The 12,679-nt window shown below is 64.7% G+C and carries 7 protein-coding genes and 3 rRNA genes; 9 read left to right on the plus strand and 1 reads right to left on the minus strand.

Annotation, left to right across the window (positions count from 1 at the left end):
* The first annotated feature begins 1 nt into the window (after position 1).
* From speB to rrf, 7 genes are all read left to right on the plus strand, one after another.
* Positions 2–949: an agmatinase gene (gene speB, locus MUN78_RS02685; protein ID WP_244692894.1), complete on the plus strand. Its 948-nt coding sequence runs from the start codon at positions 2–4 to the stop codon at positions 947–949.
* Positions 950–1,068: 119 nt separating this feature from the next.
* Entirely contained in the window at positions 1,069–1,509 is a 441-nt protein-coding gene (locus tag MUN78_RS02690; RefSeq protein WP_244728635.1) for a YybH family protein, read from the plus strand.
* 21 nt (positions 1,510–1,530) lie between these two features.
* On the plus strand, positions 1,531–2,937 hold the full coding sequence (locus tag MUN78_RS02695) for a purine-cytosine permease family protein (RefSeq protein ID WP_244729992.1): 1,407 nt from the start codon (positions 1,531–1,533) through the stop codon (positions 2,935–2,937).
* 4 nt (positions 2,938–2,941) lie between these two features.
* Positions 2,942–3,604: a cyclase family protein gene (locus tag MUN78_RS02700; protein WP_244728637.1), complete on the plus strand. Its 663-nt coding sequence runs from the start codon at positions 2,942–2,944 to the stop codon at positions 3,602–3,604.
* Positions 3,605–4,080: 476 nt separating this feature from the next.
* Positions 4,081–5,609, plus strand: a 16S ribosomal RNA gene (locus MUN78_RS02705).
* A gap of 473 nt (positions 5,610–6,082) precedes the next feature.
* Positions 6,083–9,193: ribosomal RNA gene (locus MUN78_RS02710) — 23S ribosomal RNA — on the plus strand.
* 143 nt (positions 9,194–9,336) lie between these two features.
* Positions 9,337–9,453: ribosomal RNA gene (gene rrf, locus MUN78_RS02715) — 5S ribosomal RNA — on the plus strand.
* Together the 16S, 23S and 5S rRNA genes form the textbook arrangement of a ribosomal RNA operon.
* 5 nt (positions 9,454–9,458) lie before the next feature.
* On the opposite strand, the gene MUN78_RS02720 is transcribed toward rrf, so the two are convergent.
* The gene (locus MUN78_RS02720; protein ID WP_244728639.1) at positions 9,459–10,472 is read right to left on the minus strand and encodes a hypothetical protein; all 1,014 of its coding nucleotides are present in this window, start codon (positions 10,470–10,472) and stop codon (positions 9,459–9,461) included.
* Positions 10,473–10,496: 24 nt separating this feature from the next.
* Here MUN78_RS02720 and MUN78_RS02725 point away from each other — a divergent pair, with 24 nt between their 5' ends.
* On the plus strand, positions 10,497–11,600 hold the full coding sequence (locus MUN78_RS02725) for a hypothetical protein (protein WP_244728641.1): 1,104 nt from the start codon (positions 10,497–10,499) through the stop codon (positions 11,598–11,600).
* Positions 11,601–12,641 (plus strand): HAD-IIA family hydrolase, encoded by a 1,041-nt coding sequence (locus tag MUN78_RS02730; RefSeq protein ID WP_244728643.1) that lies wholly within the window; start codon positions 11,601–11,603, stop codon positions 12,639–12,641.
* The last annotated feature ends 38 nt before the right edge of the window (positions 12,642–12,679 follow it).

The following is a 12,679-nucleotide window of genomic DNA, read 5'->3' on the forward strand; positions in this document are numbered from 1 at the left end:
CGTGACTTCCCACGAGCCCCAGGGGCCGGTCGACGCGAGCCTGACGCCGAGATACGCCGGCATCGCGACCTTCGCGAAGCTGCCGCGGATCGAGGACGTGCCCGCGGCCGACATCGCCGTCGTCGGCATCCCGTTCGACACCGGGGTGAGCTTCCGCCCGGGAGCCCGCTTCGGCCCGTCGCACGTGCGCGAGGCCTCGCGACTGCTCCGCCCGTACAACCCCGCGCAGGACGCCTCGCCGTTCGCGCTCAAGCAGGTCGTCGACGCCGGCGACATCGTCGCGAACCCCTTCAGCCTCGCGGAGGCGGTCGAGCAGATCGAGACGGCCGCGACCGAGCTCGGGGAGCGCGTCGACAAGATCGTCACGGTCGGCGGCGACCACACGATCGCGCTGCCGCTCCTGCGCGCGATCACGAAGAAGCACGGCCCCGTCGCGGTGCTCCACTTCGACGCCCACCTCGATACCTGGGACACCTACTTCGGCGCGCCGACGACCCACGGCACCCCGTTCCGCCGCGCCTCGGAGGAGGGGCTCATCGACCTCACCGCCTCGATGCACGGCGGCACCCGCGGCCCGCTCTACGGCAAGGAGGATCTCGAGGACGATGCGCGCCTCGGCTTCCAGATCGTGACGAGCGAGTTCATCGAGGAGCACGGCATCCCCGCGGCCCTGGAACGGATCCGCGCACGCGTGGGCGAGAAGCCGCTCTACATCTCCATCGACATCGACGTGCTCGACCCGGCTCACGCTCCCGGCACCGGCACCCCCGAGGCCGGCGGACTCACCAGCCGCGAGATGCTGCGCCTCATCCGGGGGCTCGCCGACCTGCAGATCGTCGGCGCCGATGTCGTCGAGGTCGCCCCCGCGTACGATCATGCGCAGATCACCGCCGTGGCCGCGAGCCACGTGGTGTACGAGCTCGTGACCGCGATGGCCGCGCGCGACTGATCCGGGCCGGGCCGCGCTCGTCGCGGCCCGCCCCCGGCGGACCCGATCCCGCGAGTCCAGGCCGCGCCGGTCCGCCCGAACCCGACAGAACGCCACCGAGGAACCCCGAGGACGCCGCCATGCACACCCCTACCGAGCCGGAGGTGCTCGCCGCCGCCGACGCCATCGTCACCGCATTCGCGGCCACCGACACCGAAGCCTACTTCGCCGCCTTCGCGGAGGACGCGAGCTTCGTCTTCCACCCCGAACCGGCTCGCCTCGACACCCGCGCCGCCTACGAGGCGCTCTGGGCCGAGTGGCGCGCTGCCGGCTGGCGCGTCGTCTCGTGCGACTCGTCCGACCGCCTGGTGCAGCGCTTCCCCGGCGGCGCGATCTTCAGCCACACGGTCGCCACGAGCGTGGAGACGACGAGCGGAGCCGACTCCTACGTCGAGCGCGAGAGCATCGTCTTCCGCGCGGATGCGGACGGCTCGCTCCTCGCGATCCACGAGCACCTGTCGACCACCCCGGATCCCGCGACCCCCGACCCCGCGGCCCCGGCCGCGAGCGCGGAGGGCTGAGCCGTGACCACCCCGGAGACCATGGCCGTCAACCTCGACGGGCAGGACGACTCCGCCGGCCCGGTCCGCGGGACCCAGTCCCTGCTGCGTATCGGGATGATCTGGCTCGCGGCGAACCTCGTCGTGACGACGCTGCTCACGGGCACGCTCTTCACCCCCGCGGTCTCCTTCGGCACCGCCGCGCTCATGATCGTCATCGGCACACTCCTCGGCGTCGTCGTCCTCGTGCTCATCGGCAACATGGGGACGCGCACCGGGCTCCCGACGATGGCGCTCACGCGCGGCTCGTTCGGGATCCGCGGCAGTCTCCTCCCGGCCGCGGCGAATCTCATCATCCTCATGGGGTGGAGCTGGGTGCAGGCGATGCTCGCCGGCGTCACCGTGAACGCCCTCGTGGCCGAGGCGACCGGCTTCTCCCACCCGATGCTCTTCTCCGCGCTGTGCCAGACGATCGTCGTGGTGCTGGCGATCTTCGGGCACACCGGCATCTCGCGGGTCGAGCCCTGGCTCGCGCTCGTCATCCTCGTGGTCATGGGCTTCGTCTTCGCCGCGGCCTTCGGGGCGTTCAGCCCCGCCGAGTTCGCCGCGATCCCCGTCGACGACTCGCTCGGGGGCACGTCGTTCATCACGCTCGACATGGTCATCGCGACGGCGATCTCCTGGACGGTGCTCTCGGCAGATATGAACCGCCACGCGAAGAGCAGCGTCGCGGGCGTCGTGGGCTCGGGGATCGGGTACACCCTCTCGACCACGATCGCGATGCTGCTCGGCCTCGTGGCCTTCAGCACGGTGCTGCTGCGCGGCCACGACGCGACCCCGTTCGATCCCGCCGTGATCGTCGCGGAGTTCGGCTGGCCGCTCGGCGTCGTCATCTTCCTCTCGGTCATGGCGACCAACACCATGGTCGTCTTCGGCATGGTGACGTCCGTCGTGAATGCTCAGTCGCGGTGGCGCCTGCGCTTCCTGCCGACCGCGCTCGTGCTCGGGATCATCTCGGTGATCGGCTCGACGTTCCTCGGTCTGCTGAACCAGTTCACCGACTTCCTCTTCGTCATTAGCGCCTTCTTCGTGCCGGTCTTCGCGATCATGATCGCGGACTACTACCTGCTGAAGCGCCGCGGCTACTCGCGGCAGATCCTTCACGAGCGGCCCGAGAGCCGCTACTGGTACCTGGGCGGGGTGAACTGGATCGCCGTCGTCGTCTGGGTCGTCGGCGCCGGCCTCTCCTACCTGCTCGCCTACGTCGCGCCGAGTCCCGTCGGTGCGAACATCCCCGCATTCGCGATCAGCTTCCTGCTGTATCTCGCGCTGATGCTCGGAATCGGGCGCACCGGGGCGCTCGGACTGCGCGACCCCCGCGACGCGCAGCCCACCGGTCACCTCCTCGATGGCGCGGAGGACACCTCGGCGCTCCGCCTGGAGGACTGATCGCGTGCCCATCGTCGAACTGAGCCACCCGATCCGCGACGGCATGCCCGTCTATCCGGGTGACCCGGAGGTCTCGATCTCCTCGGCCCTCGGCGTTGCGGACGACGGCGTGGCCGTCGCCCGCCTCGATCTCGGGTCGCACACCGGGACGCACCTCGATGCGCCGGCGCACTCGGTATCGGGCGGCCGCACGGTCGACCGCATCCCGGTGGAGATGCTGCTCGGGCGGGCCCGGGTGCTCCGAGCCGCGGGCGCCGCGGGAAGGGAGCCCGGACCGGGCGAGCGGATCGGCGCCGAGCGGATCGTCGGCGGGATCCCGGAGCGCCTGCCCGGGATCGTGCTCGTCGCGACCGGCTGGGATCGGCGCTTCGGCGGCCCCGAGGCGCTCGGTCACCCCCACCTCGCGCCCGAGCTGGTCGCGCTGCTCTGGGAGCGCGGCGCCCGGGTGCTCGGCGTGGACGTCTTCAGCCCGGATCCGAGCGCCGCGGGCGCGGAGAACGGGGGCGGCATGCCCGTGCATGCGTTCTGGCTGGGGCGTGACGGGGTGATCGTCGAGAATCTCGCGCGACTCATCGAACTGCCGGAGGAGGTCGAGGTGTCCCTGCTGCCGTTGCATCTGGCGGAGGGGGACGGCTCGCCGATCCGTGCGCTGGCCTTCGTCCCCTGACTCGCCTGGATGTTCCCATCGGGCGGCCGCACCGAGCCGCCTCGGCGGCGCGGGTCCGACCCGCAGCGGCGGAATCATGCGGAGACACGCCCGGGTGTGGGGTGGATGTTGCTGCGGGTCGCGGTTCGGCGTAATGTATTCCCTTGTCAGCGCATCGGAGCCGGGCCGCGAAGCGGTTCCGGCGATTGTGATGCGCTTCTCACCGCACTTGGTGTGGTAAGTTGGACAGGTTGCTGTTCGGAGCCTCCTTGGTTGGGGGTGACGGGTGGTGTCTGGTCTTTGAGAACTCAATAGTGTGCACTTGAAATTGGTGTATGCCAATATGTTTTATCCCCGTCACCCGGACCCTTTTGGGGTGTGGGTGTGGGTGATTCCTTTTTTGGATAACGAGACTGTCAGTTTGATGGTTTCTGTTGCCAGTTCGAACTCGTGACCTGTGGGTGGCTTATTCCGCTGCCCGGGGTTGCACTGTTTTTTTTACGGAGAGTTTGATCCTGGCTCAGGACGAACGCTGGCGGCGTGCTTAACACATGCAAGTCGAACGCTGAAGCCCGAGCTTGCTCGGGTGGATGAGTGGCGAACGGGTGAGTAACACGTGAGTAACCTGCCCATGTCTCTGGGATAAGCGCTGGAAACGGCGTCTAATACTGGATATGTCCCATCACCGCATGGTGTGTGGGTGGAAAGATTTATCGGACATGGATGGGCTCGCGGCCTATCAGCTTGATGGTGGGGTAACGGCTCACCATGGCGACGACGGGTAGCCGGCCTGAGAGGGTGACCGGCCACACTGGGACTGAGACACGGCCCAGACTCCTACGGGAGGCAGCAGTGGGGAATATTGCACAATGGGCGCAAGCCTGATGCAGCAACGCCGCGTGAGGGATGACGGCCTTCGGGTTGTAAACCTCTTTTGTCAGGGAAGAAGCCGTGAGGTGACGGTACCTGGAGAAAAAGCACCGGCTAACTACGTGCCAGCAGCCGCGGTAATACGTAGGGTGCAAGCGTTGTCCGGAATTATTGGGCGTAAAGAGCTCGTAGGCGGCTTGTCGCGTCTGCTGTGAAATCCCGGGGCTCAACCCCGGGCCTGCAGTGGGTACGGGCAGGCTAGAGTGCGGTAGGGGAGATTGGAATTCCTGGTGTAGCGGTGGAATGCGCAGATATCAGGAGGAACACCGATGGCGAAGGCAGATCTCTGGGCCGTAACTGACGCTGAGGAGCGAAAGCATGGGGAGCGAACAGGATTAGATACCCTGGTAGTCCATGCCGTAAACGTTGGGAACTAGATGTAGGGCCTGTTCCACGGGTTCTGTGTCGTAGCTAACGCATTAAGTTCCCCGCCTGGGGAGTACGGCCGCAAGGCTAAAACTCAAAGGAATTGACGGGGGCCCGCACAAGCGGCGGAGCATGCGGATTAATTCGATGCAACGCGAAGAACCTTACCAAGGCTTGACATGTAGAAGAACGGGCGAGAGATCGTCAACTCTTTGGACACTTCTATACAGGTGGTGCATGGTTGTCGTCAGCTCGTGTCGTGAGATGTTCGGTTAAGTCCGGCAACGAGCGCAACCCTCGTCCTATGTTGCCAGCACGTGATGGTGGGAACTCATGGGATACTGCCGTGGTCAACACGGAGGAAGGTGGGGATGACGTCAAATCATCATGCCCCTTATGTCTTGGGCTTCACGCATGCTACAATGGCCGGTACAAAGGGCTGCGATACCGTAAGGTGGAGCGAATCCCAAAAAGCCGGTCTCAGTTCGGATTGGGGTCTGCAACTCGACCCCATGAAGTCGGAGTCGCTAGTAATCGCAGATCAGCAACGCTGCGGTGAATACGTTCCCGGGCCTTGTACACACCGCCCGTCAAGTCATGAAAGTCGGTAACACCCGAAGCCGGTGGCCTAACCCCTTGTGGGAGGGAGCTGTCGAAGGTGGGACTGGTGATTAGGACTAAGTCGTAACAAGGTAGCCGTACCGGAAGGTGCGGCTGGATCACCTCCTTTCTAAGGAGCACTCGTGACCCTGTTGGGGGTTGCGCAGAATGTCCCGGTTGTCGCCGTTCGTGTGACACGGAGACGCTCATGGGTGGAACATACATCAACGAGCGAGCTTGGTTTCTCGCCTGTGCTAGTACTCTTCTCGTCTTTGGGCGGGGGGATGGAACGTGTGGGTGTGTGACGGGGTTTGTTTTTTCGGGTGCGCATTATTGGGTCCTGGAAGCCCAGCCGGCTCATGCCTCCTTGCGGGGGTGTGGGTGGACTTGGTTTTCTGGCCCGGGCTGTTCGGACGTGTTGCCGGGCGGGTCGGGACTGACCGTACGTTGAGAACTACACAGTGGACGCGAGCATCTCAACATCATCCTGTTTTGCGGGGTGGTGTTGAATACTTAGATTTATTTCATTGGTCGTGCCCGCATTGATGGTCACCTGTTTGGGTGGGTGTTGGTGTGTGGTGCGTTTTCTGAATACTTATGTGATTTCAAGTTTCTAAGAGCAAACGGTGGATGCCTTGGCATCTGGAGCCGAAGAAGGACGTAGTAATCTGCGATAAGCCTCGGGGAGCCGATAAACGGGCTGTGATTCGAGGATTTCCGAATGGGGAAACCCCGCCAGGGCGCGTGCGTACCTGGTGACTCCCGCCTGAATATATAGGGCGGGTAGAGGGAACGTGGGGAAGTGAAACATCTCAGTACCCACAGGAAGAGAAAACAACATGTGATTCCGGGAGTAGTGGCGAGCGAAACCGGATGAGGCTAAACCGGTGGTGTGTGATACCTGGCAGGGGTTGCATCATCGGGGTTGTGGGACGTGCCGTGGAGAGCTGCTGATCTCCGAGCGTGAGCGTCAAGGTATAGCGGAACATCTTGGAAGGGGTGGCCGGAGTGGGTGAGAGTCCCGTACGCGAAATGCCTTGGCCGCGTGGTGTGTATCCCAAGTAGCACGGGGCCCGAGAAATCCCGTGTGAATCTGTCAGGACCACCTGATAAGCCTAAATACTCCCAGATGACCGATAGCGGACTAGTACCGTGAGGGAAAGGTGAAAAGTACCCCGGGAGGGGAGTGAAAGAGTACCTGAAACCGTTTGCTTACAATCCGTCGGAGCACCCTTGTTGGTGTGACGGCGTGCCTTTTGAAGAATGAGCCTGCGAGTTAGCGATATGTGGCGAGGTTAACCCGTGTGGGGTAGCCGTAGCGAAAGCGAGTCTGAATAGGGCGATTCAGTCGCATGTCCTAGACCCGAAGCGAAGTGATCTATCCATGGCCAGGCTGAAGCGACGGTAAGACGTCGTGGAGGGCCGAACCCACTTAGGTTGAAAACTGAGGGGATGAGCTGTGGATAGGGGTGAAAGGCCAATCAAACTTCGTGATAGCTGGTTCTCTCCGAAATGCATTTAGGTGCAGCGTTGCGTGTTTCTTGCCGGAGGTAGAGCTACTGGATGGCCGATGGGCCCTACAAGGTTACTGACGTCAGCTAAACTCCGAATGCCGGTAAGTGAGAGCGCAGCAGTGAGACTGTGGGGGATAAGCTTCATAGTCGAGAGGGAAACAACCCAGATCGCCAACTAAGGTCCCTAAGCGTGTGCTAAGTGGAAAAGGATGTGGAGTTGCTGTGACAACCAGGAGGTTGGCTTAGAAGCAGCCACCCTTGAAAGAGTGCGTAATAGCTCACTGGTCAAGTGATTCCGCGCCGACAATGTAACGGGGCTCAAGCACACCACCGAAGTTGCGGCATTCAGCGTGTAGACAAGCCTTCGTGGTTCAGTTCGTTGGATGGGTAGGAGAGCGTCGTGTGGCGAGTGAAGCGGCGGAGTGATCCAGTCGTGGATGCCACACGAGTGAGAATGCAGGCATGAGTAGCGAAAGACGGGTGAGAAACCCGTCCTCCGGAAGACCAAGGGTTCCAGGGTCAAGCTAATCTGCCCTGGGTAAGTCGGGACCTAAGGCGAGGCCGACAGGCGTAGTCGATGGACAACGGGTTGATATTCCCGTACCGGCGGTGGACCGTCAAAGACCTAACCAGTAGTGCTAAACAAACCAATGCTTGGGTGGATCCTTCGGGTGATGCCTGGGTGGCGGCTGTGAACCCGATGCTGGGGTGGTGAGCGTGAGGTGTGACGCAGGAAGGTAGCCTGTGCCGGGCGATGGTTGTCCCGGTGTAAGCATGTAGCCCGGAGCGGATGAATAGTTCGTTCTGTGTGGGTGAGATGTGATGCGGACCCGTATGGGGAAGCAGGTGATCCTATGCTGCCAAGAAAAGCATCGGCGTGAGGTTCATTGTTGCCCGTACCCCAAACCGACTCAGGTGGTCAGGTAGAGAATACTCAGGAGATCGAGAGAATCATGGTGAAGGAACTCGGCAAAATGCCCCCGTAACTTCGGGAGAAGGGGGGCCACCCGCTTATACCGCCTTGCGTGGGAAAGGGTGTGGTGGCCGCAGAGACCAGTGGGAAGCGACTGTTTACTAAAAACACAGGTCCGTGCCAACACGCAAGTGGATGTATACGGACTGACGCCTGCCCGGTGCTGGAAGGTTAAGAGGAGAGGTTAGGGCTTTGGTCCGAAGCTTTGAATTTAAGCCCCAGTAAACGGCGGTGGTAACTATAACCATCCTAAGGTAGCGAAATTCCTTGTCGGGTAAGTTCCGACCTGCACGAATGGCGTAACGACTTCCCAGCTGTCTCCACCGTGAACTCGGCGAAATTGCACTACGAGTAAAGATGCTCGTTACGCGCAGAAGGACGGAAAGACCCCGTGACCTTTACTACAGCTTGGTATTGGTGTTCGGTGTGGCTTGTGTAGGATAGGTGGGAGACTGTGAAGCTGGCACGCTAGTGTTGGTGGAGTCGTTGTTGAAATACCACTCTGGTCATATTGGATATCTAACTACGGACCCTGATCGGGTTCTGGGACAGTGCCTGGTGGGTAGTTTAACTGGGGCGGTTGCCTCCCAAAAAGTAACGGAGGCGCCCAAAGGTTCCCTCAACCTGGTTGGCAATCAGGTGGCGAGTGTAAGTGCACAAGGGAGCTTGACTGTGAGACTGACAGGTCGAGCAGGGACGAAAGTCGGGACTAGTGATCCGGCAGTGGCTTGTGGAAGCGCTGTCGCTCAACGGATAAAAGGTACCTCGGGGATAACAGGCTGATCTTGCCCAAGAGTCCATATCGACGGCATGGTTTGGCACCTCGATGTCGGCTCGTCGCATCCTGGGGCTGGAGTTGGTCCCAAGGGTTGGGCTGTTCGCCCATTAAAGCGGTACGCGAGCTGGGTTTAGAACGTCGTGAGACAGTTCGGTCCCTATCCTCTGCGCGCGTTGGAGATTTGAGAGGATCTGACCCTAGTACGAGAGGACCGGGTTGGACGGACCTCTGGTGTGCCAGTTGTTCTGCCAAGGGCATGGCTGGTTGGCTACGTTCGGGATGGATAACCGCTGAAAGCATCTAAGCGGGAAGCCGGCCTCGAGATGAGATCTCCGTACACCCTTCGGGGTGTGTGAGGCTCCCAGGAGATGACTGGGTTGATAGGCCAGATGTGGAAGCATGGTGACGTGTGGAGCTGACTGGTACTAATAAGCCGATGACTTGATTTCTTCACCCCCCTCCGCTTTGTGTGTGGGTGGGTGCATGGGTTTTTTCTAACGATGTTCGCGTTCACTTTGTGGTTCCCAACGGACGGCCACACCAACCCCTCGTGCTCGTGTGTGGGGGTGGGTGGTTGATATGTTGATAGCGTTACGGTGGTTATAGCGTCAGGGAAACGCCCGGTCACATTCCGAACCCGGAAGCTAAGGCTGACAGCGCCGATGGTACTGCGAGGGGGACCTCGTGGGAGAGTAGGACACCGCCGGACACCCTTTACACAAAAGGGTCGTACAGTGTGAACCAGAGCTGGTTCGCATCGTACGACCCTTTTGTCATGTTTGCAGACACTTCAATAGCGCTGAGCACCGGAGGTTCCCCATGAACGATCGCCCCGAACGGAACGATCCCGCAGATCGCGGACCCCGGAAGCCGCGCGACGACGGCCGCGGTGCGGGCCGTGATGATCGCGGTCCGCGCCGCGACGACGATCGTCCGCGGCGCTCCTCGGGAGACCGGGACGACCGTCGCCCGCAGGGAGACCGGGGACGGCCGCAGCGCGACGGCGACCGCTCGCGGCGCTCGTTCGATGACCGTGGCGATCGCGGCCCGCGGCGCGACGGCGGCGATCGCTCGCAGCGCGGGGGAGACGACCGTCCTCGGCGTTCCTTCGGTGACCGGGACGACCGCCCGCGGCGTCCGTACGGCGATCGGGACGACCGTCGTCCGCAGCGCGACGGCGGTGACCGTCCCCGGCGTTCCTTCGGCGACCGTGATGACCGTCCCCGGCGTTCCTTCGGCGACCGTGATGACCGTCCCCGGCGTTCCTTCGGCGACCGCGACGATCGTCCGCGGCGCTCGTTCGATGACCGTGGCGACCGCGGTCCGCGGCGCGACGGCGGTGATCGCTCGCAGCGCGGGGGAGACGACCGTCCTCGGCGTTCCTTCGGTGACCGGGATGATCGTCCGCGGCGTCCGTACGGCGATCGGGACGATCGTCGTACGCAGCGCGACGGCGGTGACCGTCCCCGGCGCTCCTTCGGCGACCGGGATGATCGCCCGAGGCGCGAGGGCGGTGACCGTCCGCAGCGCGGGGGCGACGACCGCCAGCGGCGGTCCTTCGGTGACCGCGGCGACCGCGGCCCGCGGCGCGACGGCGGCGACGAGCGGCCCGGCTACGGGCGCGGCGGCACCCGAGGCGGCGGCCGGAGCGACCGGGGCGGCCAGGGCCGCACGTTCAGCGAAGCGGAGCGCCTGCAGCACGAACTGCGTCCGGTGCGCGCGGAGCATCTTGATCCGATCATCCCGGACGACGTGCAGGCACGGGATCTCCATCCCGCCGCGCGCAATGAGCTGAAGACGCTGCAGGCGGAGGTGCAGGATCGCGTCGCGCGGCACCTGGCCATGGTGGCGCTGCTCATCGACGATGATCCCGAGCTGGCCCATCGGCACGCCCTCTCGGCGAGCCGGCGCGCCGGGCGGATCCCCGTGAGCCGCGAGACCCTCGCCATCACGGCGTACCGTACGGGCGACTTCGCGCTGGCCCTCAGGGAACTGCGCACCTACCGACGGCTGAGCGGGCTCGACGGCCACGTCGCGCTGATGGTCGACTGCGAGCGCGGTCTCGGCCGTCCGGAGAAGGCGATCGAGACGGGGCACGAGGTCGATCCCTCCACCCTCGACACCGAGCAGCGGGTGCACCTGGCCATCGCCATGTCCGGGGCACGGCTCGACCTCGGCCAGACGCAGCAGGCGCTCTTCGAACTGGAGATCCCCGAGCTGAACCCCAGCAAGGCGTTCTCGTGGAGCCCCGATCTCTTCGGTGCCTACGCCGCCGTGCTCGAGGATCTCGGGCGCACCGGGGACGCGGAGCTCTGGCAGCGCCATGCCGATCGCGCCGCGGCCGCACTGCAGGAGCATCTCGGCGCGCTCGACGAGCTCGAGGTGTTCGAGATCTTCGAATCCGCGGAACAGCTCGACGGGCCCGCGGAATCGGATGGGGACGCGCCCGTCGATTCGGACGATGCCGCCGACTCGGACGGTCCCGCGAGCTCGGATGACGCCATGAGCTCGGACGATGCGACGGTCGACGCGGCCGACGATGCGACCGCCGTCGAAGCCGACGACGCGCTCTCTGCTCAGCGCTCTGAGAGCGCGGACGCCGAGGGAGCGGGCGCCGCGCCCGTGGCCGACTCGGCGACGGGGACCGCGGACGACGCGGCATCCGATCCCGCACCGAACGCCGCGTCCGACGCTCCGGAGCGCTTCGAGGACGCGATCGCGGCCGAGGTAGACGAGCTCCTCGCCGAGGCGGGCATCATCGACACGGACACGGACACGGGTGCGAAGGCACCGCGGGACGATTCGGCGGATACGGTGGCGGACGCGGCCGACTCCGACGCGGAGGAGCGGGCGTAGATGGGTCTGTTCGGCACGAAGCGCACCCCCGTCGGGCCCGCCCCGATCACGGGCCGGGAACTCCTCCTCGCAGATCTCGACGGGGTCGTCTACCGCGGCCCGGGCGCGATCCCGGGGGCCGTGGCGGAGCTCAACCGGGCGGCGGAGTCCGCCCGCATCGGCTACATCACGAACAACGCCTCCCGCACGGACCGCACGGTCGCCGCGCACCTGCGCGAACTCGGCCTGCGGCCCGAGCCCGAGGACATCGTGACGTCGCCGCAGGCCGCGGTGGTACTGCTCGCGCAGACCGTCGCGCCGGGCGCGCGCGTCCTCGTGGTCGGCGGCGACGGCCTCGTCGACGAGCTTGAGAAAGCGGGCTTCGAGGCCACCCGCAGCGCGGACGACGACCCCGCCGCCGTCGTGCAGGGATTCGCCCCCGAGGTGGGATGGGCGCACCTGGCCGAGGCGGCATTCGCGCTCGCCGAGCAGCCCGGCCGCCCCCCGCTGCCCTGGATCGCGACGAACACGGACTGGACGATCCCCGTCGCCCGCGGCCTCGCGCCGGGCAACGGCACCCTCGTCTCCGCGGTGCACACGGCGGTGCAGCGGCTCCCGGTCTTCGCCGGGAAGCCCGAGACCCCGATCTTCGAGGCCGCCTTCGCGCGCTTCGGCACCCGCGAGGCGCTCATGATCGGCGATCGGCTCGACACGGATATCAAGGGCGCCGTCGCCGCAGGGATCCCGTCGCTGCAGGTGCTCACCGGCGTCGACCGGCCCAAGCAGCTCATCGCGGCCTCCCAGGACATGCGGCCCGACTACATCGTCGCTACGCTCGCCGAGCTCCACGCGCCCTACCCGGAGACGGTGCGCCTCAAGGACGGCACGATGCAGGTCGGCACCGCGAAGGTGAGGATGGACGGGCACATCGCGAGCATCGTGGCCGAGGGCGACTCCCCGCTGGATCTGCTCCGCGCCGGCTGCGCTGCGGTGTGGGCCTCCGGGCTCGCGATCTACGGGATCAAGGTGCCCGACGCGCTGCTCGAGGACCACTGGGCGTAGCCGTCGTACGGACCCGCGACGTCGGCGGCGGGGGCTAG

It is taken from the genome of Leucobacter allii (genome assembly GCF_022919155.1).
Lineage (GTDB): Bacteria > Actinomycetota > Actinomycetes > Actinomycetales > Microbacteriaceae > Leucobacter > Leucobacter allii.